This window comes from Roseixanthobacter glucoisosaccharinicivorans (genome assembly GCF_043195095.2).
Lineage (GTDB): Bacteria > Pseudomonadota > Alphaproteobacteria > Rhizobiales > Xanthobacteraceae > NCEH01.
In genome coordinates this window covers 769,125-794,053 of record NZ_CM195538.1, presented here as the reverse complement: position 1 = coordinate 794,053, position 24,929 = coordinate 769,125, and the positions used below count along the sequence as shown (strand labels likewise).

Annotated in this window: 21 protein-coding genes; 14 read left to right on the top strand and 7 right to left on the bottom strand. The window is 67.5% G+C overall.

Annotated elements, in window-relative coordinates:
• Nucleotides 1–181 precede the first annotated feature (181 nt).
• From V5F78_RS03330 to V5F78_RS03290, 9 genes are all read left to right on the top strand, one after another.
• Nucleotides 182–1,042, top strand: a complete 861-nt coding sequence (locus tag V5F78_RS03330) for an FAD binding domain-containing protein (RefSeq protein ID WP_394066578.1) — start codon at nucleotides 182–184, stop codon at nucleotides 1,040–1,042.
• A complete protein-coding gene (locus V5F78_RS03325) occupies nucleotides 1,039–1,530 on the top strand; it encodes a (2Fe-2S)-binding protein (protein WP_394041515.1) in 492 nt (163 codons plus the stop codon). Before V5F78_RS03330 ends, V5F78_RS03325 begins: the two co-directional genes overlap by 4 nt.
• Nucleotides 1,527–3,899 (top strand): xanthine dehydrogenase family protein molybdopterin-binding subunit, encoded by a 2,373-nt coding sequence (locus tag V5F78_RS03320; RefSeq protein WP_394066579.1) that lies wholly within the window; start codon nucleotides 1,527–1,529, stop codon nucleotides 3,897–3,899. Before V5F78_RS03325 ends, V5F78_RS03320 begins: the two co-directional genes overlap by 4 nt.
• 30 nt (nucleotides 3,900–3,929) lie before the next feature.
• On the top strand, nucleotides 3,930–5,177 hold the full coding sequence (locus V5F78_RS03315; protein ID WP_394066581.1) for an ABC transporter substrate-binding protein: 1,248 nt from the start codon (nucleotides 3,930–3,932) through the stop codon (nucleotides 5,175–5,177).
• Between the two features lie 311 nt (nucleotides 5,178–5,488).
• Nucleotides 5,489–6,361: a branched-chain amino acid ABC transporter permease gene (locus tag V5F78_RS03310; RefSeq protein WP_394066583.1), complete on the top strand. Its 873-nt coding sequence runs from the start codon at nucleotides 5,489–5,491 to the stop codon at nucleotides 6,359–6,361.
• Between the two features lie 14 nt (nucleotides 6,362–6,375).
• Nucleotides 6,376–7,383, top strand: a complete 1,008-nt coding sequence (locus V5F78_RS03305; RefSeq protein WP_394066585.1) for a branched-chain amino acid ABC transporter permease — start codon at nucleotides 6,376–6,378, stop codon at nucleotides 7,381–7,383.
• Nucleotides 7,380–8,135 (top strand): ABC transporter ATP-binding protein, encoded by a 756-nt coding sequence (locus tag V5F78_RS03300; RefSeq protein WP_394066587.1) that lies wholly within the window; start codon nucleotides 7,380–7,382, stop codon nucleotides 8,133–8,135. The genes V5F78_RS03305 and V5F78_RS03300 overlap by 4 nt, the downstream gene beginning before the upstream one ends.
• Nucleotides 8,128–8,832 carry an ABC transporter ATP-binding protein gene (locus V5F78_RS03295; protein ID WP_394066890.1) on the top strand — a complete coding sequence of 235 codons (705 nt, stop codon included), beginning with the start codon at nucleotides 8,128–8,130 and terminating at the stop codon, nucleotides 8,830–8,832. Before V5F78_RS03300 ends, V5F78_RS03295 begins: the two co-directional genes overlap by 8 nt.
• A gap of 21 nt (nucleotides 8,833–8,853) precedes the next feature.
• Nucleotides 8,854–9,321 carry an SRPBCC family protein gene (locus tag V5F78_RS03290; protein ID WP_394066589.1) on the top strand — a complete coding sequence of 156 codons (468 nt, stop codon included), beginning with the start codon at nucleotides 8,854–8,856 and terminating at the stop codon, nucleotides 9,319–9,321.
• An 18-nt stretch (nucleotides 9,322–9,339) separates the two neighbouring features.
• Here V5F78_RS03290 and V5F78_RS03285 read toward each other — a convergent pair whose 3' ends face one another.
• Nucleotides 9,340–10,227: a LysR family transcriptional regulator gene (locus tag V5F78_RS03285; protein WP_394066591.1), complete on the bottom strand. Its 888-nt coding sequence runs from the start codon at nucleotides 10,225–10,227 to the stop codon at nucleotides 9,340–9,342.
• Nucleotides 10,228–10,337: 110 nt separating this feature from the next.
• Between V5F78_RS03285 and V5F78_RS03280 the strand changes: the two genes are divergently transcribed.
• Together V5F78_RS03280 and V5F78_RS03275 are read left to right on the top strand one after the other, a co-directional pair.
• Nucleotides 10,338–11,828 (top strand): CoA-acylating methylmalonate-semialdehyde dehydrogenase, encoded by a 1,491-nt coding sequence (locus V5F78_RS03280; RefSeq protein WP_394066892.1) that lies wholly within the window; start codon nucleotides 10,338–10,340, stop codon nucleotides 11,826–11,828.
• Nucleotides 11,829–12,133: 305 nt separating this feature from the next.
• A complete protein-coding gene (locus tag V5F78_RS03275; RefSeq protein WP_394066593.1) occupies nucleotides 12,134–13,369 on the top strand; it encodes an MFS transporter in 1,236 nt (411 codons plus the stop codon).
• Nucleotides 13,370–13,388: 19 nt separating this feature from the next.
• Here V5F78_RS03275 and V5F78_RS03270 read toward each other — a convergent pair whose 3' ends face one another.
• The 5 genes from V5F78_RS03270 to dapF all read right to left on the bottom strand — a co-directional run bounded on the left by V5F78_RS03270 (nucleotide 13,389) and on the right by dapF (nucleotide 18,502).
• Nucleotides 13,389–13,961, bottom strand: a complete 573-nt coding sequence (locus V5F78_RS03270; protein WP_394066595.1) for an adenine phosphoribosyltransferase — start codon at nucleotides 13,959–13,961, stop codon at nucleotides 13,389–13,391.
• A gap of 142 nt (nucleotides 13,962–14,103) precedes the next feature.
• On the bottom strand, nucleotides 14,104–14,775 hold the full coding sequence (locus tag V5F78_RS03265; protein WP_509276568.1) for a hypothetical protein: 672 nt from the start codon (nucleotides 14,773–14,775) through the stop codon (nucleotides 14,104–14,106).
• Between the two features lie 166 nt (nucleotides 14,776–14,941).
• Nucleotides 14,942–16,357 (bottom strand): signal recognition particle-docking protein FtsY, encoded by a 1,416-nt coding sequence (gene ftsY, locus V5F78_RS03260; protein ID WP_394066599.1) that lies wholly within the window; start codon nucleotides 16,355–16,357, stop codon nucleotides 14,942–14,944.
• Between the two features lie 4 nt (nucleotides 16,358–16,361).
• Nucleotides 16,362–17,648, bottom strand: coding sequence for a tRNA (N(6)-L-threonylcarbamoyladenosine(37)-C(2))-methylthiotransferase MtaB (gene mtaB / locus V5F78_RS03255; protein ID WP_394066601.1), 1,287 nt, complete (start codon nucleotides 17,646–17,648; stop codon nucleotides 16,362–16,364).
• Nucleotides 17,645–18,502, bottom strand: a complete 858-nt coding sequence (dapF, locus tag V5F78_RS03250; RefSeq protein WP_394066603.1) for a diaminopimelate epimerase — start codon at nucleotides 18,500–18,502, stop codon at nucleotides 17,645–17,647. Before dapF ends, mtaB begins: the two co-directional genes overlap by 4 nt.
• A gap of 375 nt (nucleotides 18,503–18,877) precedes the next feature.
• Between dapF and V5F78_RS03245 the strand changes: the two genes are divergently transcribed.
• From V5F78_RS03245 to V5F78_RS03235, 3 genes are all read left to right on the top strand, one after another.
• Entirely contained in the window at nucleotides 18,878–19,630 is a 753-nt protein-coding gene (locus tag V5F78_RS03245) for a GyrI-like domain-containing protein (RefSeq protein WP_394066605.1), read from the top strand.
• 110 nt (nucleotides 19,631–19,740) lie between these two features.
• A complete protein-coding gene (thpR, locus tag V5F78_RS03240; protein ID WP_394066607.1) occupies nucleotides 19,741–20,325 on the top strand; it encodes an RNA 2',3'-cyclic phosphodiesterase in 585 nt (194 codons plus the stop codon).
• Nucleotides 20,322–20,774, top strand: coding sequence for a YkvA family protein (locus V5F78_RS03235; RefSeq protein WP_394066608.1), 453 nt, complete (start codon nucleotides 20,322–20,324; stop codon nucleotides 20,772–20,774). Before thpR ends, V5F78_RS03235 begins: the two co-directional genes overlap by 4 nt.
• A gap of 122 nt (nucleotides 20,775–20,896) precedes the next feature.
• On the opposite strand, the gene V5F78_RS03230 is transcribed toward V5F78_RS03235, so the two are convergent.
• Nucleotides 20,897–24,865, bottom strand: a complete 3,969-nt coding sequence (locus tag V5F78_RS03230) for a serine hydrolase (RefSeq protein ID WP_394066610.1) — start codon at nucleotides 24,863–24,865, stop codon at nucleotides 20,897–20,899.
• Nucleotides 24,866–24,929 lie beyond the last annotated feature (64 nt).

The window sequence follows — 24,929 nt, the reverse complement described above, 5'->3', positions numbered from 1 at the left end:
CCTTCTCCAAACCTTTCGACTCCTGACTGGTGCCGCGGCGCGCGGGCGAACTCACCGATAGCCCAAACAGAGAAAATGACCAAATGGTCACTTCTTGTTGACAAGCGCCCGCAATCGAGGCCTATTTTGTGACCAAGCGGTTACAAAATCCGCAAGAGGAAAACGCCACGGGAGTTTGCGCGTGAAAGCTCGCGCCTTCAGCTATGTCCGCGCTCAGACCCTGGCCGACGCCTATGCGGCGTTCGCGCAAGGGGGAGACGCGAGTTATATTTCCGGTGGGCAGAGCCTCGTGCCGGCGCTGGCGCTGCGGCTCCAGGCGCCCGAAATCCTGGTGGATCTCGCCGGCGTCCCGGACATGCGCGGGGTCACGCTGGAAGGCGACATGCTGCGCATCGGCGGCCTCACCCGGCACGCCCAGATGCTCACCGAACCTTTGATCGCCCGCCATGCGCCCTTGCTGGCGCAGGCCGCGCCTTATGTGGCGCATCCGGCGATCCGCAATCGCGGCACCCTCGGCGGCAGCGTGGCGCTGGCTGACCCCGCCTCCGAATTTCCCGCCATGATGCTGGCCATGAACGCGCAGATGGAAATCTTCGGCGCCTCGGGCACCCGCCTCGTGCCGGCGGACGATTATTTCCAGGACCTCTACCAGACCGCGCTCGAACCCGGCGACATCCTCGTGGCGCTGCATGTGCCGAGCGTCGGCCCGCGCCATCGCTGGGCGTTCGACGAACTGACCCGCCGCCGGGGCGACTACGCCATGGTCGGCGCCGGCATCCAGGGCACGTTCGAGGAGGACGGGCGCGTCGGCGACATCCGCATCGCCTTCTTCTCCGTCGCCGCGACGCCGGTGCGGCTTAAAAGCGTGGAAGCCGCGCTCGCCGGGCAGGTCATCGACGCGGCGCTGATCGCCCAGGTCCAGGGCCTGATCGACGCCGAGCTGGACCCCGCCGAGGACGAGCACCTGCCGCCCGCCATGCGGCGCCACCTGGCGCGCGTGCTGCTGGGCCGGCTGCTGCAAACCGTGAGTTCCCCCACATGAGCGCCCCCGTTCCCCTCGCCCTCACTGTCAATGGCGTCGAGGTGGCACGCGCCGTCGCGCCGCGCACCACGCTCGCCGATTTCCTGCGGCTCGATCTCGAACTCACCGGCACCCATACGGGCTGCGAGATGGGCGCCTGCGGCGCTTGCCTGGTGATGATGGACGGCGTTCCCGTCCATTCCTGCCTCGTCCTCGCCGTGCAGGCCGAGGGCGCGGTGATCGAGACGGTGGAAGGCCTGTCCGAGCGCGGCGCCATTGCCGAGCTGCAGCAGGCCTTCCACCAGCGCAACGCCCTGCAATGCGGCTTCTGCACCCCCGGCGTGCTGGTGAATGCCCATGCCCTGCTGGAACAGGGCGGCGTGCCCACGCGGGAGGAAATCCGCGACGCCCTTTCCGGCAATTATTGCCGCTGCACCGGCTATGAGGCGATCGTCGACGCCATCGAGACCACCGCCCGCCGCTGCGCCGCCGGCGAGGTGCGCCCATGAACGCGCCGACCAAGACGTTCGACCGGCCGGGCCATGTGGGCCAGCCCCTGTCGCGGCCCAATGCCAAGCGGCTGCTGGCGGGGCGCGGGCGCTATGTCACCGACATCACCTTGCCGCGCATGCTGCATGCCGCCTTCGTGCGCAGCCCCTATGCCCACGCCCGGATCGCGGATGTGGACATCGCCGCGGCGCAGGCCATGCCGGGCGTGCGCCTCGTCGCCACCGGGGCGGACCTCGCGCGGCTCTGCACGCCCTGGGTGGGAACGCTCGACCATTTCAAAGGCATGAAATCCCCGCCCCAATTGCCGCTGCCGCTGGAGCGCGCCGTGTGGGCCGGGCAGGCGGTGGTGGCTGTGGTGGCCGATACCCGCGCGCTCGCCGAGGACGCGGCGGAAATGGTCGCCATCACCTTCGAGGAATTGCCGCCGGTCACCGACCTCGACATGGCCCAGGCCGAGGGCGCGCCGCGCGTCTCTCCCGAGCTTTCCGACAACATGTGTTTCCGTGCCGGCCTCGACACCGGCGGCGTGGACGACATCTTCGCCACCGCCGCCCATGTGGTGGAAGGCGAATTCCGCTTCGGCCGCCACACCGGCGTCACGCTGGAGCCGCGCGCCATCATCGCCGATTACGACCCGAGCGAGGAGCGCCTGACCGTCCATCACGCGACGCAGACGCCCTATCAGTTCCAGGATCTCTACGCTCGCCATTACGGCATCGCCGAATCCTGCGTGCGGGTGATCGCGCCGGATGTGGGCGGCTCGTTCGGCGTGAAGCTGCATGTCTATCACGAGGACATGGCGGTGGTCGGGCTCTCCATGATGCTCGGACGGCCGGTGAAGTTCGTCGCCGACCGCACGGAAGCCTTCGTCTCCGACATCCACGCCCGCGACCACCGCGTGAAGGCGCGCGCCGCCGTGGCGGCGGACGGCACCATCCTCGCCATGGATGTGGAGGATGAGACCGCCGTCGGCGCCTTCTCCACCTATCCCCGCACCAGCGCGGTGGAGGGCAACCAGGTGATCCGCCTGATCGGCGCGCCCTATAGGCTCGCCGGCTATCGCGCGGACCTCAAAGTGCTGTTCCAGAACAAGGTGCAGACCAGCCAGTATCGCGCGGTCGGCCATCCCATCGCCTGCGCGGTCACCGAGCGGCTGGTGGATCTGGCCGGGCAGAAGGCCGGGCTCGATCCCTTCGCGGTGCGTGCCCGGAACATGATCGCCGACGATGCCTACCCCTGCGCCTCCGCTACCGGCTACAGGTTCGAGGCGCTCTCCCATCAGGCCTGCCTCGCCAAGCTGCACACGCTGATGGAGTACGAGCGTCTGCGCGCCGATCAGGCCGAGGCCCGCGCGCGCGGCATTCATCGCGGCATCGGCATCGCCGCCTTCGTGGAAATTACCAATCCGAGCCCGGCCTTCTACGGCATCGGCGGCGCGCGGATCTCGGCGCAGGACGGCGCCATCGTGAAGATCACGCCTTCCGGCGAGGTGCGCTGCCTGATTTCGGTGACCGAGCAGGGCCAGGGCACCGAGACCATCATGGGCCAGATCGTCGCCGATTATCTCGGCGTCTCGCGCGACATCGTGCGGGTGATCACCGGCGATACCGAGGTGACGCCCCATGGCGGAGCCACCTGGGCCTGCCGGGGCGCCGGCATCGGCGGGGAAACCGCGCTGCAGGCGGCGCGCAAGCTCAAGGGCAACGTGCTCGCCGTCGCCGCCGCCATCCTCCAGGCCCAGCCCGACGCGCTGGACCTCGTGAACGGCGAGATTGTCGAGCGCGCCACCGGGCAGGCGCGCATCAGCCTCGCGGAAGTGGCACGCATCGCCTATTTCCGCTCCGATACGCTGCCCGCCGGCACCAATGCCCAGCTCTCGGCGGTCCATCATTACGCGCCGCAGGGCTATCCCTTCGCCTTCACCAACGGCATCCACGGCTGCCATGTGGAGGTGGATGTCGAGACCGGCCTCGTAAAGATCCTCAAGCATTTCGTGGTGGAGGATTGCGGCCGCATCATCAATCCGCTGCTGGTGGAAGAACAAGTGCGCGGCGGCGTGGTGCAGGGGCTGGGCGCGGCCTTCTACGAGGAATGCCTGTACGACGAGAGCGGCCAGCTCACGAACGGCTCGCTGGCCGATTACCTCGTGCCCATGTCGTGCGAGATGCCGGACATCCTCATCGACCATTTGGAAACACCGACCAAGGACACCGAGCTCGGCGCCAAGGGCTGCGGTGAAGCCGGCACGGCGGCGGCCTCCGCCGCGGCGCTGAACGCGGTGAACGACGCCATCGCCCCGTTCAATGCCTCCATCACGCAGATCCCCATGACCCCCGCGCGGCTGCTGAAGGCGCTCGGGACCTACTAACTCATAAAAAACGACCCCTGGGAGGGACCTATGGCCAATTTTCTAAATCCGCCGCTATCCGGCGTATCGCGCCGCGCCGTCCTTGCCGGCATGGGAGCCGGCATCGGCCTCATGGCCGCGCCCGCGATCCTGCGCGCGCAGACCGAGACCATCCGCATCGGCTTTCCCACCCCGCTCACGGGCCCATTCGGCGCCGAGGCGAAGGACCAGGTGAAGAGCGCCGAGCTGGCGGTGAAGCTGGTGAACGACAAGGGCGGCATCGGCGGCCGCAAGGTCGAGCTTCTGGTGCGCGATGACAAGCTGAACGCCGGCGAGGCCGCCACCCGCACCCTCGAACTGATCGAGAAGGACAAGGTGCACGCGATCGTCGGCTCGCTCTCCAGCGCGGTGCAACTGGCGGTAAACGAGGTGACCCGCGCGCGCGGCGTGCTCTATGTTTCGATCAGCCAGTCCGACACCATCAACGAGGTGAAGGACTTCTCGCGCTTCACCTTCCACGAGGCGCTGAACCCGCACATGACGACTGCGGCGGTGGCGCAGAAGACCTTCAAGAAGGGCTCCAAGATCGCCTATCTCGTGGCCGATTACGCTTATGGCCATGAGATGCTGCGCGGATTCAAGCGCGCCGCCGCGGCCATCGGCGCGGAAAACGTCGGCGAGATCCTGCACCCGTTCGGCGCCGCCGATTATTCGACACTGATGCCGCGCATCCGCTCCATGAAGCCGGACATCCTGGCGATCTGCAACTTCGGCCGCGACCAGGCCAATTCCATCAAGCAGGCCAATGATTTCGGCCTCAAGCAGCAGATGCAGATCGTGGTGCCGGTCATCCTGCACAACCAGCGCCTCGCGGTCGGCCCCGACGTGTTCGCGGGCGTGATCGGCGGGGCCAATTATTATTGGGGCCTGGAGAGCACCATTCCCACGGCGAAGACGTTCAACGATGCCTTCAAGGCAGCCAATGGCGGGGCCTATCCCACCGATTACGGCGCCTATGGCTTCACCGGCGTCGCCTCGCTGCTGATGGCCATCGAGAAGGCCGGCAGCACCGACACGGACAAGATGGTCGAGGCGCTGCAGAACCTGAAATATGACGTCGCCAAGGGCCCCCAGCATTATCGCGCCTGCGATCACCAATCGGTGCAAGCGGTGCTGGTGCTCGAATCCAAGAAGAAGGCAGACATGGCGAACGATCAGGATCTGTTCGCCATCATCGCCAATGATCCCGGCTCGGAAGACATGCTGCGCTCCTGCGCGGAGCTGGGCTTCCCGACCTGAGCGACCCCCTCACCCCAACCCTCTCCCCGGCGGGGAGAGGGGGTTCCCGGTTTCCTCCCTCTGGGGACAGGTAAGGCTAAACTTCACCTCTCCCCATTGGGGAGAGGTCGGCCGCGCAGCGGACCGGTGAGGGGGCAGAGCCTTCCGGCGGGATCAAGCCGCGCCGGGCACGCCCCTCACCCCAACCCTCTCCCCATCAGGGAGAGGGGGAGTTCCCGGTTTCGCCCCTCGGGGGACAGCGGGGAAATTCCGAAGTTCACCTCACCTGACAGGGGGAGGAGACGACACAGAAAGCCGGAGCCGACACCGTCATGGATCTCGAACTCATCCTCATGCAGCTGTTTTCCGGCGTCGCGCTGGGCGCGGTGCTGATCATGGCGGCGCTCGGCCTCACCATCATCTTCGGCATGCTCGGCATCGTGAACTTCGCCCATGGCGCCCTGTTCATGGTCGGCGCTTATGCCGGCGTGTGGGTGGCCGAGCAGACCGGCAATTTCTGGTGGGCGCTGCTGCTCGCGCCCCTGGCGGTGGGGGCGTTCGGCATGCTGATCGAACGCTTCCTCATCCGCCCGCTCTACAAGCGCTCGGTGGATGATCCCCTGCTGCTCACCTTCGGCCTCGGCTATGTGCTGGTGGAAGCGGTGCGCATCGTATTCGGCACCGACGGCGTGCCCTTCGCCACCCCCGAGGCGCTGAGCGGGGTGGTGGATCTGGGCATCGGCTATTTTCCGCTCTACCGCCTGTTCGTGGTCGGCCTCGTGGCGGTGATCCTGCTGGCGCTGTGGCTGGCGCTGGAGAAGACCAGGTTCGGCCTTATCGTGCGGGCCGGCGCGAAGGACCCGCTGATGATGCGGGTGCTGGGGGTGGATATCAGCGCCCTGTGGCTGGTGGTGTTCGGCCTCGGGGTGGCGCTCACCGCGCTCGGCGGCGTGCTGGCCGCGCCCATGCGCAACGTGACGCCGGAAATGGGCACGCTGGTGCTGGCCGAGGCGTTCGTCGTCACCGTCATCGGCGGCATGGGCTCCCTGCTCGGCGCGGTGATCGCCGGGCTGGTGGTGGGCGTCGCGGTGTCCATGACCGCTTTGTTCGCCCCGGAAATGGCGACCATCGTCATGTTCGCGCTGATGGCGCTCGTCCTTCTGTTCCGCCCGCAGGGCCTGTTCGGCCAAAGCGTGCGCGCATGAGCGGAGATCCTTCCATGCCCCCTTCCCCGGCTTCCGCCGCCGCCCCGCCGCTGGCCGCGCGGACGGGCGTGAAAACCACCGGCCTCGGCGCCGCGCTCCAGCGCTGGCGGGTCGCGCTGTCGATCCTCGCCCTCTGCCTGCTGCCGTGGGTGCTGCCCTCCCAGGCGCTGGCGGTGAACGTGCTGGTCTTCGGCCTGTTCGCGGTCGGCTATAATCTGCTGTTCGGCTATACCGGGCTGCTCTCGTTCGGCCATGCGGCCTTCTTCGGCGGCGGCGCCTATCTCACCGGCATCGCCATCGCCCATTTCGGCCTCGGCTGGTTTCCTGCCATGCTGGTGGGCGTGCTGGGCGCAGGGGTGCTCGCCGCGATCATGGGCGCGCTGTCGATCCGCACCCGCGGCATCTATTTCTCCATGGTGACGCTGGCGCTCTCCCAGCTCGTCTATTACGTGGCGCTCCAGGCGAATTCCTGGACCGGCGGGGAAAACGGCCTGCGCGGCTTCACCGTCTCCACCATCAATCTGTTCGGCTTCACCGTGGATTTCCTCGACCCGGTGAAGAAATACTATGTGCTGATGGTATTCGCGGCGCTGGCGCTGTGGTTCGTCTCGCGGTTGCTGAACTCGCCCTTCGGCGCGGTGATCGAGGCGATCCGCGAGAACGAGACGCGGGCGCGCGCCTGCGGCTATGACGTGGAGCGCACCAAGCTCATCGTCTTCATCCTCTCCGGCCTCATCTGCGGTCTGGCCGGCGCGCTCTCCGCCCTGCATCTCGCCATCGTGCCGCTGGATACTCTGCACTACCAGACCTCCGGCTTGGTGGTGATGATGACCCTGCTCGGCGGCGCCGGCAGCTTCTTTGGGCCGTTCGTGGGCGCCCTGGTGTTCCTGCTGATCGAGGATGTCGCCTCGCTCTGGACCTCCCACTGGCAACTCATCGTCGGGCTGATCTTCATCGCCTTCGTGCTGTTCCTGCCCAAGGGCATCTGGGGCACCCTCATTTCCCGGAGGTCGCAGGGATGACAACGCCGCTTCTCTCCGTCGAGAACATCGGCCGCAGCTTCGGCGGGTTCGTCGCGCTCGCCGATATCAGCGCCAGCTTCGCGCCGCGCAAGGTCACCGCCATCATCGGCCCGAACGGTGCCGGCAAGAGCACCTTCTTCAACGTGCTGTCCGGCGTGCTGCCACCCTCCACGGGGGCGATCCGTTTCAAGGGCAAGGATCTGACCGGGCTGCGCCAGCACAAGTTCGTGCATCTCGGCATCGCCCGCTCCTACCAGATCACCAACATCTTCCCCGAGCTGACGGTGCATGAGAACGTGCGCGTGGCGGCGCAGGCCTTCGTCGCGCGTTACGACGTCTTCTCCAATCGCGACCGCTACGGGGAACTCGACGAGAAGGCCCATGCGGCGCTCGCCGCCGTGGGGCTCCAGGCCAAGGCACATCGCACCGCCAAGGCGCTCGCCCATGGCGAGCAACGGGCGCTGGAGATCGCCATCGCGCTCGCAGCCGATCCTGAGCTGCTGCTGCTCGACGAGCCCACCGCCGGCATGGGCCCGGAGGAGACCAAGGAGATGGTCGCCCTCATCGAGAAGCTCGCCGCCGAGCGCACCATCCTGCTCGTCGAGCATAAGATGAAGATGATCCTGGGCCTCAGCGATCGCATCCTGGTGCTGCACCACGGCCGGCTGATCGCCGACGGCACGCCCCAATCCATCCAGACGGACAAGGAAGTCCGTCGCGTCTATCTGGGTCAGAACGATGGCTATGCTTGAGATCGAGGGCCTGGATGCCTGGTACGGCGCAAGCCACATCCTCCACAAGGTGAGCCTGAAGGTGGAGAAGGGCGAGATCGTCGCCCTGGTCGGCCGCAATGGCGCCGGCAAGACCTCCACCTTGCGCGCGGTGATGGGGCTGATGCCGCGCGCCACCGGGCGGGTGCGCTTCGACGGCACCGAGCTTCTGCCGCGCGCCGCGCACGAACGCTTCAAGCTCGGCCTCGCCTATGTGCCGGAGGAGCGGCGCATCGTGCAGGGGCTCACCGTGCGGGAAAACCTGCAGCTCGGCCTCGTCGCCTCGGGCAAGAAGATCGACGAGCGCACGGCCATCGACGAGATCGCCGAGAGCTTCCCGCGCCTCAAGGAGCGCCTGCACCAGCAGGGCACCACCATGTCGGGCGGCGAGCAGCAGATGCTGGCCATCGCCCGCGCCATGATCGCGAAACCCTCCATGATCCTGCTGGACGAACCCTCCGAGGGCATCATGCCGGTGCTGGTGGAGGAAATGGGCGTGCTGTTCCGCAGGATGCGCGACCAGGGCATGACGCTCGTGCTGGTGGAGCAGAATGTCGAATGGGCATTGAAGCTGGCGGACCGGGCGGTCATCATCGACCAGGGTGAAATCGTCCATGAAAGCAGCGCCGCCGCGCTTCTGGCCGACAAGGACATTCAGGATCGCTATTGCGCCGTGTGAGCGCTCGAAAGGACTTTCGTCATGGAAATCGTCGGCGAATATCGCATCGCCGCGCCGCGCGAGACGGTGTGGAAGGCCATCCTCGATCCGCAAATGCTGCGTCGCTGCATCCCCGGCTGCCAGGAGTTGACCGAAACCGGCCCCAACGCCTTCGCCGCCAAGGTGCAGATCAAGGTGGGCCCGGTCTCCGCCAATTTCGCCGGCACGGTGGAATTGCAGGACATCACGCCCCCGGAAAGCTGCCGCATCGTCGGCCAGGGCAGCGGCGGGGTGGCCGGCTTCGCCAAGGGCGATGCCGTGGTGACGCTGGCCGAGGACGGGGAAGAAACCCTTCTCACCTACAAGGCCGACGCGCAGATCGGCGGCAAGCTCGCCTCCCTCGGCGGCCGGCTGATCCAGGCCACCGCGCGCAAGCTGGCGGACCAATTCTTCTCCACCTTCACCAAGGCGCTGAACGGCGAAGGGGAAGCGGAGAAGGCGGCGTCGTAGCGCGCCGTCTCAACGCCCCTACCCCACCACGAACGCGCCGCGGCTGGCGCGCACCTCGTCGACGATGAAGCGCTCGGTCTCGGCGATGCGGCGCAGGTCGCGCAGGTCCGCGTGGACCACCAGCCAATAGGTGCGCGAGAAGGTGACGGCGGGGAGAATACGCACCAGCTCCGGGCAGGCGGCGGCGGCATAATCGTGCAAGATGCCGAGCCCCGCCCCGGCCCGGATCGCCTCCAGCTGGCCCACCACGCTCGCGCATTCGAACCGTCGCGCGGTCAGCTCGATCAGCGCGCCCATATAATCGAGGCCCGAGCTGTAGGTGAGATCCTGCACATAGGTCACGAGCGTGCGGTCGGCGAGGTCCGCCTCGTGCTCAACCGGCCCGGTCTGGTCCAGATAGGCGCGCGCGGCATAGACCCCGAGCGAATAGTCCGTGAGCTTGCGTCCGAACAGCCGCCCTTCCTGCGGCCGCTCCAGGATGATGGCGATATCCGCCTCGCGCTTGGACAGCGAAAACGTGCGCGGCAGCGGCACCAATTGCACCACGAGATCGGGATGCTGCCCGGCGAAACGCGCCAGCCGGGACGCAAGGAAATAGGTGCCGAACCCATCCGGCGCGCCGATGCGCACCGTGCCTTCCAGCTTGAGATCGGCATTGCCCAGCAGGGAACGGGCGCGCAGCATCTCGCTTTCCACCCGCTCGGCCATGAGCAGGAACTGCTCGCCGATGGCGGTGAGCGTGCAGCCGCTCGGCCGCCGCTCGAACACCTTGGCCCCAAGATCGGCCTCCAAAGCCGTGAGCCGGCGCGTGACGGTGGCGTGATCCAGCCCGAGCTTGCGGGCGGCGGAAAGCATTTGTCCGGCGCGCGCCACGGCCAGAAACACGCGGGCATGGTCCCAATTCATCGCGGAGAAGTCCATACGCCAAAAAACGCGGAATGAGTCCGGGATCTTAGGCGTTGCTCCGCGCGGATACCAGAGATCAAGTGCGGCAGGATTTCGCGCGGGAGCACACCATGCAGACCATCGGCCATTACATCCACGGGCGCCACGTCACGGGCGAGGACCGCTCGGCCCCCACCTTCGAGCCCGCCACGGGCGAGCAGATCGGCACCGTGCTGCTGGCCTCCACCGCGCGCGTCGACGAAGCCGTGCAAGCAGCGGCTGCCGCCCTGCCGGCCTGGGCGACGCTGCCGGCGCCGGCCCGCGCCCGCGTCATGTTCCGCTTCAAGGACCTTTTGGAGCGCAATATCGACGATCTCGCCGCCCTGATCAGCCGCGAGCACGGCAAGACCGTGGAAGACGCCAAGGGCGAGCTGGTGCGCGGCATCGAGGTGGTGGAATTCGCCTGCGGCATCCCGCATTTGCTGAAGGGCGAATTCTCCGATCAGGTCGGGCGCGGCATCGATACTTTCTCTCAGCGCCACCCGGTCGGCGTGTGCGCGGGCATCACCCCGTTCAACTTCCCGGCCATGGTGCCCATGTGGATGTTCCCGGTGGCGATTGCCTGCGGCAACACCTTCGTGCTCAAGCCCTCCGAGAAGGACCCGAGCCTCTCCCTGCGCCTTGCCGACCTGCTGGCCGAATCCGGCCTCCCGGCCGGCGTGTTCAACGTGGTCAACGGCGACAAGGAGGCGGTGGACGCGCTGCTGAGCCATCCCAAGGTCGCGGCGGTGAGCTTCGTCGGCTCCACGGCGGTGGGCGAATATGTCTATAAGACCGCCGCCGCCAACGGAAAGCGCGCCCAGGCCCTGTGCGGCGCCAAGAACCATCTCGTGGTGATGCCCGACGCCGACCTCGACAAGACCGTCGATGCCCTCATGGGCGCCGGCTATGGCTCCGCCGGCGAGCGCTGCATGGCGGTCTCGGTTGCGGTGGCGGTGGGCGGCGTCGGCGATGCGCTCATGGAGCGGCTGGAGCCGCGCGTGCGCGCGCTGAAGGTCGGCCCGGGCAATGATCCGGCGAGCGAGATGGGCCCCCTCGTCACCAAGGAGCATCTCGCCAAGGTGCGCGGCTATGTGGACCTCGGCGTTTCCGAGGGCGCGAAGCTGACGGTGGACGGGCGCGGCCTCAAGCTGCAGGGCTATGAGAACGGCTATTACATCGGCGGCTGCCTGTTCGACGACGTCACCCCCGACATGCGCATCTACAAGGAGGAGATCTTCGGCCCCGTGCTCTCCGTGGTGCGCGTGCCGAGCTTCGACGAGGCGCTTCAGCTCGTGAACGACCACGAATACGGCAATGGCGCCGCCATCTTCACCCGCGACGGCGATGCCGCCCGCGCGTTCGATTATGGCGTGCTGGCCGGCATGGTGGGCATCAACGTGCCGATCCCGGTTCCCATCGCCTATCACTCCTTCGGCGGCTGGAAGCGGTCGATCTTCGGGGATCGCAACGTCTATGGCCTGGAGGGCGTGGGCTTCTACACCCGCCTGAAGACCACCACCTCGCGCTGGCCGGCGGGCATCCGCACCGGCGCCGAGTTCGTGATGCCCGTTCTGGGCTGAACCGCGGCCGCGACGCCCGCGCCTGACGCGAAGAGAGATGCCGTGATCTCCCGCCTTCGGCGGGGGCTCGCCATCCGCTCTGCAACTTCTGCATGGCCGCGCCGGCAGCTCTGCCGCTGCGGCCTTGACGCCCTTCGGGAACATCCTTCTCTTTGGCGCGCCGGCGCCGCGAGCGAAGGCGTTCTGGATTCGCTGATGGTCATGTTCTGCCCCCGTGTCCCGCGCCCGGCGCGGTACTGCTTTCCTAGTCTCGCGCCCGGTGATGTCGTCGCACCCAGCGCGTCCGGCGCGCGGCGAGGTACGCTGTGAGCGTGGAACCGAGCGCGCAGCCAACCGCCGCCGCGGCGCCGGAACCGCGCATCGGCCTGCTTCCCTTGCTCGCCGAGACGATTTCGGTTCAGGCGCTGGGCACAATGGCGGTGCTGATGGTGCCGGCGTTGGCGCCGGCGATCGCACGCGATCTTGGCATCCCGACCGCGAGCGTGGGCTATCAGATTTCCCTGGTCTATTTCGCGGCCATGACCGCTTCGCTGGTCGCCGGCACCCTGGTTGCTTGGTATGGCCCCTGCCGCACCGGTCAGAGCGCGATGCTGTTCCATGCCGGCGGGTGCCTGCTGGCCAGCATTCCCACCATTCCCACCATGGCGCTGGGCGCCTTCGTAACCGGGCTCGGCTACGGCCTCATCAATCCGGCGGCGTCTGAACTGCTGATGCGCCATGCGCCGGCGAACCGGCGCAACCTGATCTTCTCCCTGAAACAGACGGGCGTGCCGCTGGGCGGCATGGCAGCCGGCCTGTTCGGGCCGCAGATCGCGCTGACGCTCGGCTGGCACGCGGCCCTGATCTGCGTCGCCGGCCTGTGCGTGCTGGTCGCCGCGCTCTCCCAGCTCGGCCGCGCGGAGCTGGATCGGCATCGCAGCCGCGCCGGCAGCAGCCGGCTGTTGTCGTTCACCGCCATCAAGCTGGTGCTGTCGCACGCCCGCCTGCGTTGGCTGGCGCTCTCCTCCTTCTGCTTCTCAGCGGTGCAACTGTGCGTCATCACCTTCCTGGTGGCGCTGCTGGTGGAGGATCTCGGCTTCTCCCTGGTCCAGGCTGGGGCGATCCTGGCGGCGGTCCAGGTGTCGGGCGCGGTGGGCCGCGTGCTGTGGGGCCAGGTGGCCGACATGGCCCACGACGGCCTCGGCGTCCTGGTCTTCCTCGCGCTGCTCATGGGCGGCGCCGCGGTGGCGATCATGGTTGCCGCGCCCGGCTGGCCGCTGCCGGTGATCGTGGCGCTGCTGCTGGTGCTCGGTCTTTCGGGCGTGGGCTGGAACGGGGTCTATCTCTCCGAAGTGGCGCGCAACAGCCCGCCGCGGGCCGTGGGCACCACCACCGGGGCGGCCATGTTCTTCACCTTCACAGGCGTGGTGTTCGGCCCCGTGATCTTCTCGCAGATCCACGACCGGGTCGGCAGCTACATGGGCAGCTACGGCCTTTTGGTCGGCCTTTCTGCGGTCGGCGGCGCGATGATCCTCGCCGCCCGCCTGCGCGGTGCCCGCTGAAGCTGCGAAACGGCGCCGCTCAATGCCCCTCGAAAGCCATGAGCGTGCGCACCGGCACGCCCATGGCGCGCAGTTTCGCGGCGCCACCGAGGTCCGGCAGGTCGATGATGAAGCAGGCGGCCTCCACCTGCACGCCCATGTTGCGGAGCAGCTTCACCGCGCCCTCAGCGGTGCCGCCGGTGGCGATCAGATCGTCCACCAGCACCACCTTTTCCCCGGCGCTCACCGCGTCCACATGCATCTCCATCTCGTCCTGGCCATATTCCAGGGCATAGGCCATGCGCACGGTCTGATGGGGCAGCTTGCCCTTCTTGCGGATCGGCACGAAACCCGCGCAAAGCTGGTGCGCCACCGCCCCGCCGATGATGAAGCCCCGCGCCTCGATGCCCGCCACCTTGTCGATCTTCGCCCCGGCCCAGGGCTGCACCAGTTCGTCCACCGCGCGGCGGAACGCACGGGCATTGCCGAGCAAGGTGGTGATGTCGCGGAACAGGATGCCGGGCTTGGGATAATCCACGATGGTGCGGATCGCTGCCCGCAGATCGGTCGCCTCGGCGGGCGCGGGAGAAAGGGGGGACGGACTGATGGTCATGGAACACCCTGGTTCGGCCGGAGGGCGCAGCATCGCCCGCCCCGCGCTTTTGACTGTCGTGCCGGGCTTAACACTGTTGCCGAGCCATTGTCTGCCCGCAAGCGGGGCGAACACCGGGCTGTGAAACCACTCCCGCCGCGCCTCAATCGGCGCCCTCGCAGTCCAGCTTCTGGCGCGGAAAGGCTTCGGCGAGCGATTGAATCAGCACGGCGCGCGCCGCTTCGCCTGCAGGATCGTTCACCTTGAGGGCGGGCACCGCGCAATTGTTCCAGGCGTGGGTGATGAGGTAGAGCCGCATCCAGCCGGCAGACTCCGGCACCGAGGCGTGGCGCAGTTCGCGCGTGGCGCAGGCTTGGGGATTGGCGTTCTTAACGCAGGAGGCGGCAACGGCCGTGCGCCACACGGCGGAAAGATCCCCCTTGCCTTCCAGCGCATCCACATAGACGCCGCAGGCCGCAGGTGCGGGGGTGAAATCGCGCAGCGCGGCGGGGGTGGCGAAAGCCTTGAGCTTGGCGATGTTGAAGGCGCAGAAATCCGCCACGGCATCCTTCACCTTGGCGTGGAAATCCCGCGCGCCTGGCAGATCCAGCGGCTTCAGCGCGGCGGCGGCGGCCTCGATGCGCGCGCACTTGGCCGCATAGGCGGCGGCGTTCACGCGCCCCATGTCGGCCGGCTTGTCTGGAAAGCTGGGCGAGGGCGCGGCGGAGAGCGTGTAGTCATAGACCAGGGCCAGGGTATCGCGCAGGCTCTTTTCGTCGGTCTTGGTGGGGTCGAACCACACCCGACCGGAACAGGCGCCGTCCGCGAAGGACACGGATTTCTGCGCCGCGCCAGCGGCCCCGCTCCACAGGCAGGCCAAAAGAACCATCCACACCCGCGACGCCATCGCATGCCCCCATCGGCCGCACCCGGCCGTCATGGAAAAGCATAGCCATGCCCCGCGCAAGAATCTGCATCCCGCACGCGCCCGACGCGCGATTTTAGCGCGCGTCGGTCTCAATCCCGGCGATGGCGCGGGCGAAATCTGCGGCGGCGAAGGGCTGGAGGTCCTCCGCCCCCTCCCCGACGCCGATCAGATGCACCGGCAGGCCGAACTTCGCGGCGATGGCGACCAGGATCCCGCCGCGCGCGGTGCCGTCCAGCTTGGTCATGACAAGCCCGGTGACACCGGCGATCTTGGTGAAGACCTCCACCTGGGAAAGCGCGTTCTGGCCGACGGTGGCATCCAGCACCAGCAGCACCGCATGCGGCGCGCCGGGCTCCAGCTTCTTCACCACGCGCACCACCTTCTCCAGCTCGGCCATCAGCTCGGTGCGGTTCTGCAACCGTCCAGCGGTGTCGATGAGCAGGATGTCGGCGCCCTCGGCGCGCGCCTCCGTAATGGCATCATGGGCGACGCCGGCCGCGTCCGCCCCAGGCGCGCGGGCAACCACCCGGGCGCCGGTGCGCGCACCCCATACCTTCAACTGCTCGATGGCGGCGGCGCGGAACGTATCGCCCGCCGCCAGCATCACCTTGCGGCCCTCGCCCTTCCATTGCGCGGCGAGCTTGCCGATGGTGGTGGTCTTGCCCGAGCCGTTCACCCCCACCATGAGGATGATGAAGGGCTTTTGCGCGCCGTCGATCACCAGCGGCCGGGCGACCGGGGCAAGGATGGTTTCGACCTCGGCGGCGATCAGGCTCTTCACTTCGTCGGCGCCGATCATCTTGTCGTGCCGGCCACGCCCCACCGCTTCGACGATCCGCGCGGCGGTGGCGGTGCCAAGATCGGCGCGGATCAGGATGTCTTCCAGCTCCTCCAGGGTGTCGGCATCGAGCTTGCGCTTGGAGACGAGGTCGGTGATGCCCTGGGTGAGGCTGGAGGCGGTGCGCGCCAGCCCGCTGGTGAGGCGACGCCAGAAGCTGGTCTTTGCCGGCTCCGGCTCGTCGCCCGCCTGCGGGGCATCGGACGGCGCGGCGGACTGTTCCGGAGCGAAAGGCGCTTCGGCGAAAACGGGCGGCTCTTCCACCGGCGCAATCGCGGCCAGGGGATCATGGGCCGGCGCCTCCGGGGCCGATGCTTCTGCGAATTGGCCTTCTTCGAATTGGCCCTCTTCAACCTGCCCCTCTTCCACCTGCTCTTCTTCAGCAGGCCCGTCACCCATCGCTGGCGCATCGCTCGGCGTCGGCGCGTCGGTGGGAAGGGCCGGAACCGGCTCCGCTTCGCCCACCGGCGCCTCGGAGGATGTGGGTTCCGTGCCCTCGGCCGCCTCGGGCTGGAGCGGAGCCGGCGCGGGGTCGGCGACGGGGTCGGCCTGTGGGGGTGCTTCGGGCTCGCTGCCCCAGCCTCCGGTCAGGCGGCTCCAGAGGCCTTTTTTCTTGGGGGCCGGCGGGGGGCCGTTCTCGCTGTCGCTCATCACATCAGGCCGCGATTAGCCGCGCGCCGTCGTGACCGGCGATGCGCAGGGGGAGGATGGTGCCGCGTGGCGCGGGATGGGAAACGCGTACCGGCGTGAAATGCTCCGTACGGCCGAGGCCGCCGCTCTCCATCAGCACGCTGCGCTGCGCGCCCACGCACAAGGAGAGATGGCGATGCAGCGCCGTGGCGCCCGTTTCGCGCAGGCGCTGCGCCCGGGCCTTCACCACCTCGTGCGCCACCTGCGGCATGCGGGCGGCGGGGGTGCCGGGGCGCGGCGAATAAGGAAACACATGCAGGAAGGAGATGCCGCAGGCGTCCACGATGTCGAGCGTGTTGCGGAACTGCGCCTCGCTCTCGGTGGGAAAGCCGGCGATGAGATCGGCGCCGAACACCAGGTCGCCCCGCAGGCGCCGCATCTCGCCCACAAGACGGATCGCCTCGGCGCGCGAATGCCGGCGCTTCATGCGCTTGAGGATGAGATCGTCCCCCGATTGCAGCGAGAGATGCAGGTGGGGCATCAGCCGCTCTTCCTCGGCCAGCGCCCGCAGCAGGTCCGCATCGGCTTCCACCGTGTCGATGGAGGAGAGGCGCAGCCGCTTCAGCTCCGGCACATGCTTCAGGATGGCGCGCACCAGCTTGCCGAGCGTCGGCGTGCCGGGAAGCCCGGTGCCGTAGGAGGTGAGGTCCACCCCCGTCAGCACCACCTCGCCATGGCCGGTCTCAACCAGGGTGCGCACCTGCGCCACCACCTCGCCCATGGGCACGGAGCGCGAATTTCCACGGCCATAAGGGATGATGCAGAAAGTGCAGCGGTGGTCGCACCCGTTCTGCACCTGCACGAAGGCGCGGGTGTGCCGCTCGAGCCCGTCCACCATGTGAAGCGCGGTTTCCCGCACCGACATGATGTCGTCCACCACCACTTTCTCCTCGCCGGCGAGGCCGAAATCGAGCGCGGCACGGGTAGCCGCCCAGGTTTCCGGCGCGCTCTTGGCGCCGTTGCCGATCACCCGATCCACCTCCGCCATGGCGGCGAAGGTGCCCGGCTCGGTCTGCGCCGCGCAGCCGGTGACGACCACGCGCATGTCGGGATGCGCGCGCTTCAGGCGGCGGATGGTCTGGCGCGCCTGGCGCACCGCCTCGCCCGTGACGGCGCAGGAATTGACGATGACCGTGCGCTCCAGCCCCGAGGCCTCGGCGGCGCGCCGCATCTGCTCGGATTCCAGCGCGTTCAACCGGCAGCCGAACGTGACGACTTCGACACCCTGCGCATGAACGGGCGCCGCGCTCACGCCGCCTCCGCCAACATGGCCGGGGTGAGCACGCCGGAAAACTCGTAAGACACCGGCCCGGTCATCAGCACATGGCCGTCCGCCTGCCGCCAGGAGATGGTGAGGTCGCCGCCCGGCAGCGTCACGCGCACGTCGCGACCCGACCGGCCCGTGCGCACCGCGGCGACCGCGGTGGCGCAGGCGGCGGTGCCGCAGGCGCGGGTGCGGCCGGCGCCACGCTCCCATACATGCAGCAGGATGTGGTCGGGCGAGAGCATCTGGGCGAAGGAGATGTTGGCGCGTTCGGGAAACAGCGGGTCGTGCTCCAGCGCGAATCCCAGCGTCTCCACCTCCACCGCGTCCGCGTCGGGCACGAAGAAGACGGCGTGGGGATTGCCCATGGAGACGAGATTGGCCGGCCCCAGCGCCTCATAGCCCGCCATGACATGGGCGGAGGTGTCGGCAACCGCGTGCGCCAGGGGAATATGCTTCCAGTCGAGATGCGGGACGCCCATGTCCACGGTCACGCTCCCGTCGGGCAGGATCTCGCAATTCAGCAGGCCGGCTGCGCTCTCGAACAGCACATGCCGCGCCCCTGTGCGGCGGGCCTCAAGAGCGGCGATGCAGCGCGTGCCGTTGCCGCAGGCACCCGATTCAGAGCCGTCGGAATTGAGGATTCGCACGAACCCCATGGAGCCGGACGCGCGCGGGGGATAAAGCACCATCGCCTGGTCGAACGGCAGCGCATCGGCACGGGCGAGCGCACGCGCGGCGGCAGGCGACACCTCCACGGGATTGGCACGCAGGTCCAGCACGAGAATCTCGTTGCCGAGGCCGTTCATCTTCACAAAGGGGCGATTGGCGAGGCTCGTCATGGGTCCATACACGCATCGGGAGATGCGGGTCTTATATGGCCTCAGGCGGGGGGTGCGCCACCCCGTTGCGGAGCACCGCGGCTTTTGTGGGGCGCACGCCGTCCAAAAAACACCCGGTGCCGGCGGCATTGCCTCCGCCGCGGCTGCGAACCACGCGTCCTGCGGGCCGTGGCGCGGGGAGGCCGTTAGCGCCTTGAAATCCCCGGCACCGCTCAACCTGGCCCGGATCTCCCGGCCACCTCGGCGGCGTGCTTCGCCTGCCGTTGCGGCCACCTAGGCGCCCGGTGCGAACATGATAAAAGAGGCGCGCGGCATCCGCCTTTGGCCCGAATCAGGTGGTACAGGCAGCGCATGTCGGCAAGGAGATTTCAGGCGATGGGCGGTGTTGACGTGGTTCGTGGAACACGGGCGGCGTTGCTGGCCATGGGCGTGGCGAGCGGCCTTTTCGCGCTGGGCGCGCCCATCCTGAGCGCTGCCGCGCTGGCGCAGGCCGCGGCACCTTCGGGCCAAACCGGGACGCCCGGCCCCGCGCCCCATGCTGCGCCGGACGCCGGCGCCCCCTCCACCACCCAGGCCCTGCCGGGAGCAGCTTCGCCCCTGTCGCCGCCCGCCGGCGTCGATCCTCGTTCGGTACAGACCCAGCCGCTCACCGCCCCCTCGGTCCAGGCCTTCACCGGCGAGGAAACGCAGCTCACGACCATTCCGGTCCTGACCAAGAGCGGCAGCGCAAGCTGGGATGCCGGCTTCGACACCATCGTCGCCACGCTCAAGGACATCACGGCGGAGATGAACCGCATGGGGCTGAAGCGCACCGGCGATGTGTTCATCGTCTATAATTCCAGCGACGACGCGGGCTTTGAGTTCGAAGCCCAGGTGCCGTTCACCGGCGCCACCACGCAGAAGCCGCAGGGCGATGTGAAGCTCGGCGCCTCGTTCGCCGGCAAAGCCTTCAAATTCACCCACAAGGGCTCGTTCGCCGATATGGACGACACCTACGAGGCGATCGCCAATTTCCTCGACGACAAGAACATCGCGGCGCAGGATCTCTATATCGAGCAGTACCGCACGGATCCGCAGGTCACGGCGCCGGATTCGCTGGTTGTGGACATCTTCGTACCGGTTCGCTGAACCAGACACTTCCCAGCGGGCCGCGAATCCTTTTCACTAGAGGAAGTTGTGTTGTCTTTCGGTGAACCGCCGATCGCGGCGGCGCCGAGGTGACGATGAGGAGGCGCCCCATGCCCCGGCTCTTCACCGCGCTCGAAATTCCGAGCCAGATTGGAGATGGCCTGTCCCTCATGCGGGGGGGCCTCTCCGGCGCCCGGTGGATGGACCCCGAAAATTACCATGTCACCCTGCGCTTCATCGGCGATGTGGACGACGCCAAGGCCCGTGACATTGCCCTGATGCTCGGGCAGGTGCGCCGGCGGGCGTTCGAGATGAGCCTCGGCGGGCTCGATCAGTTCGGCGGCCACAAGCCGCGGGTGATCTATGCCAGCGTTCGCCCCAACCCGGCGCTGCTGGAGCTTCAGGCCGAGCATGAGCGCATCATGCAGCGCCTCGGCCTGCCGGCGGAACGCAATTACAAGCCGCACGTTACCCTGGCCCGGCTGCGCGATACCTCGAGCCGGCAAGTGGCCGATTATCTCGCGACACGCGGCTTCTTCCGCAGCGAAAGCTTTCTGGCGACCCGTTTTGTCCTGTTCTCGTCGCGCGATTCGGTCGGCGGCGGACCTTATGTCGAGGAAGCCGCCTATCCCCTCGCCGGTGGCGCCGCGATGCGTCTTGCGATGCCCGTGGGACATCCCATATCCTTTGTATGAGTGAGACCGAACGCGCCCGCTTCCGCTTCGACTGGAGCGCGCTGCCCTTCGCGGAACGGCTGAAGGCGGCGAAGGACGAGGCTATCGTCAAGAAGAGCTTCTGGCAGAAGCTCAAACGCACCGCGGCGCATGTGCCGTTCGCGGAAGATGCGGTGGCGGCCTATTACGCCGCCTTCGACCATGACACGCCGGTGCGCGTGCGCGCGACCCTGCTGGGCGCCCTTGCCTATTTCGTGCTGCCGCTGGATGCCATTCCCGACATCCTGCCGGTGATCGGCTTTTCCGATGATGCGGCGGTGATGTTCCTGGCGTTCCAGGCGCTGACATCCCACATCACGCCGGCTCATCAGGCGGCGGCAAAGGAGATCATCGCGCGGCTGCGCACGCAGGGCGAGGACGAACCCGAGGTGCCGCCCGCGTCCGGCGCACCCGGCCCAGCCGGCGCCTGAACGCCAAGCCCGCACAAGGCGCGGCTTCGAGCACGCTTCCACGACGAGGATCCGATAAAGGAAACGCCGCTGCTTAGGCAGCGGCGTTTTTTGTCCGGCGACGCGCGCCGGCGCGGTGCGACTCAGAACCGGACCTGAAGCCCGCCGCGCAGCGACTGGTCGGTGCCGACGGTGGAGAAATTGCCGTCATAGGCGGCGAACAGGGACATCTTGTCGGTGGCCGAGAGCGAGAGCCGCGCGCCCACCGGCAGCACCCAGGCATCCTGGTTGAAGCCCTGCACCTGGATCGGCGCATAGCCGGGCAGCTGAACATTGGGATTTGCGCTGTCCACCACCACGTCGCGGGCGATGCCGGTCTCGATCTCGCCCGTTAGCCAGCCGGCCCAGCCGAACTGGCGCAGATTCACCTTCTGCTGCATGGTCACGGTGAATTCCGGCCGCAGCAAGGTGTAGTCGCTGCCGCTCCAGGCGGCATTGAGGCCGGGATAGACGCTGCTTTCGGTATAGCTGTCCACATTCACGTTCAGCAGCGTGAGGGCGGCGCGGGGAATGAAGCTCATGGTCCCCATCTCGACGGTGGTGGAGGCGGCGAGCCGGCCGGCGATGCGCAGGTCGTTGAAATTGGCGTTGGTGGCCGCAAGGCCGCCGCCGACCCAATAGGTCTGGTTCGCCTCATCATCGCCGCGCCCGATCAGCACCGAGCCGTTCAGCACCACCCGGCCGATTTCGTAGGACGCATAGGCGCCGAGCGAATAAGCGTTGGAGGTATAGTTCGGGCTTGCGGTGCCGGAAGCGTCGGCATTGTTCTGGCTGTAGGTGCCCATGAGGCCCACCACCAGGTTTTTCGCCACTTCCCCGTCCACGCCCAGCATCACGCCGCCGCCGTCCGCCTGGATGGTGGGAACGCCGCCATCGGCATAAAGGCGGGTGCGCGAGCCATACGCATTGGCCCACAGGGCCATGCCATCGGCCCGCGAGCCCTGGCTGATGGGGCCGATGCCGGTGAGGAAGCCGGGCACATTCTGCCCGCCGTCGGCATTGGCGGCGACCGCCGGTCCGGCGAGGCTGGGCTTGGCGCCCGGCGCGCTTGGGGCAGCATCCTGGAACTGGGCGGCGCGCCGCTCCAGCACATCCAAGCTGCGCAGAGTGTCGCCCGCCGCAAGGCGGGTGGTGGCATCCACCTGGAACGGACTGATGGTGGCGACATTCACCCCATTGGCCGAATATTGCGCGCCGACGCCCATGCGGGTGTCGCCGGCGCTGATGGACCCGAACGCGCCCTGCACAGAGGAAGCGGCGAGGATGTTGTAGATTCCGTTCGCGCCGCCGGTGGAGGGCTGGATGGAGACGCTGCCGCCGGTGATGTTGGCGATATTGGTCACGATCAACTGGTCGCTCAGCCCGGCGCCGTTGGTCTCGATCTGCAGCACGCCGCCATTGGCCACATAATTGCCGACCATCAGGGTGCCGATGCTGTTGCCCGGCGCGACCACGCCGCCCGCGCCGCCGACCGTGCCATTGACGAAGCCGGTGCCCTGGAGCACCGCCCCGCCGCCGAGGCTGACCGCGCCGACGAGGGTTCCATCCACGCGCACCCTGTTGAAGCCGGTCACCGAGACGTTGCCCAGCATCTGCCCAGAGGATTGCAGAGTGAAGCTGTTGCCATAGCCCGAGGCGAGCAGCGCGAAGAGCGAGACGCTGGTATCCGCCGCAAGGCTGCCGCCCACGATGGCGCTGTTGCCGGAACCGGCAAGGCTGATCTGACCGGCCATGCCGCCGTTCATCACGAAGCTGTTGGCCGCGCCGGAAATCTGCACCTGCCCGGAAACCGTGCCGCCGGAATTCACCTGCGCCTGGTTCTGCGTGCCGGCCATTTCCAGCGCCACGTTCGTCGCCTGCGGGATGGTGAAGGCCGGCGTCGCGGTGCCGGCGGCATTCTGCTGCGCAATGTAGTTCTGAAGATAGGCGTTCGCGGACGTGACCTTGCCCGAGATGACAAGGCCGTTGCCGGAGCCGGAGACGGAGATGCGCCCGTCCACCGCGCCGGTGGCGCCGATCTGCGCGATGCCGCCGGTGCCGCTCAAGGCGAACGCCTGGTCGCTCGCCGTATTGGCGATGAAGGGGGCGACGCCGTTCTGGTAGCCGAACGCCGCCGACGGCACCATCGAGACGGCGGGCGACGTGATGGTCCCGGCGATGGCGGCGCGGTTGTTCACGCCGGACAGGGACACCAGGCCGGTCACGCCGCCGTCTAGGGTCAGCGTATTGCTCGCCCCGTTGAGGGCGATGGTGCCGAGCACCGCGCCGGTGGATTGAACATTGGTGGTGTTCTGCGTGCCGTTCACCAGCACGGCGTAGGAATCGCCGCCATAGGTGTTGATGGTGCCGCCGATATTGGCCGTGTTGTTTGTGCCCGCCATGGAGATGGCGGCGGAATTCTCGCCCCACAATTCCAGGATCGCCCCGGAGGTCAGGTTCAGTGTCGCGTCGCCCTGGAGCGCGACGCCGGAAATATTGCTGCCGAACACCGCAAGGCTCGGGCGTGGTACCGTGATCTCGACCAGGGAGCCGGTGGGGTTGGCCTGGTTCTGATAATAGATCGTCGGATCGACATACCAGGACCCGATCGTGCTGCCGGACGGGCCGAGGGTGAGCGTCTGGCCCTTCACGTCGAGCGAGGAGGTGCGCACGTTATCGCCGGTACACACCGAGCTGGTGGCGGACACCTTGGTCGGGCTGGCGCCGAAGCTACAGCTGCCCTGCGTGGTGGTGGCAAGCACCACATTGCGGTCGAGCGCCCACACCAGCGGCACGGACGTATAGTCGCCGATCTGGTAGCCATAGGGCGCGAACCAATCCTGCGCGCCGAAGAACGGGAACCAATAGGCCGCGTTCGACTGATAGCCAAGGAAGTTGATGGCATAAGCGAAGTCGGTCGCCGTATTGTAGAACAGCGATGACGTATAGCCCGCGATCAGTCCGCTGTGGCCGATCAATTCGCCGCCGGTGCCGAAGCTCGGCATCTGGTAGAGGGCGAGGCCGTAATAGGACGGGATCGAGCCCACCGAGCCCGGATAGATGAAATCGGTGCGCTGGGCCTGCATGCTGGCGCTCAGCAAGCCATTGTCATTGGTGGCGATCTCGCGCACCCATTTCAGTTCGTCCGACGGCGTGGACAGCATCGCCCCCGCGGCCCAGGGAACCTGCGGATCGACGAAGCTCATATTGTAGACGCTGCCCGCCGGCACCGTATAGGGCGCCTGGGTGACCAGATATTGGTTGGAGCCGGCGTAATTGGCGGTGGTGAACTGGTCGGTATAGGGAAACGCCGAATCCTTCATCCCCATGGGGGTGAATACCAGGTCCTGCGCCAGCTTCTCCATCGCGGTGCCAGTCACGCTCTGCGCGATCAGGCCGAGCAGGACGAAATTGGTGTTCGCATAGGCCATCTGGCCGACCGCGCCGGGGGTCTGCTTGCCGGTGTTTATCGCCTGCACCACCGCCTGGATCAATTGCTCCGGCGTGTAGTTCGCGGCGCCATAGGGGCCGTTCGGGCTGTTGAAATTGGCCCATTCCTGAAGGATCGTCTCCCCCGGAACATGCAGCGAGGGCGACACCAGATATTCCGGCAGGCCGCTGGTCATGCTCATCACGTTGCGCACGGTGATGACATTGCCGTTGGGAATATTCAGGCCCGCGACATAAGTATTGATCGGCGCGTCAAGGTTGATCAGGCCCTGATCGGCGAGGCGCATCACCACCGTGCCGGTAATGGTCTTGGAGGCGCTGCCGATGCGGAACTGGGTGTCGGCGGTGATCGGGCGGGTGTGCTGCACGTCGGCATAGCCGGCGGTACCGACCCAGGACTTGCTGCCGCCGTTCCAGCTCACCGCGATCGAGATGCCCTCGATATTGTTCTGGGAATAGACCGAATCCAGGAAGCCCTGGAGCACCGGCGCGAGCTGCGCCGACTGAAGGTCGGTCTGCCCGGCGAGCGCCGGCGTGACGAAAAGCGCCCCGCACGCGACACCTGCCGCGAGGCGGCGCAATTGCCGCGGCACATATCCGGTTCTCACGCACTGAATCCTCATGGCCCCGCCTCCATGGCGAACAATGGTTTAAAACATTTTAACTACAATTATAAGTTGTATCGCG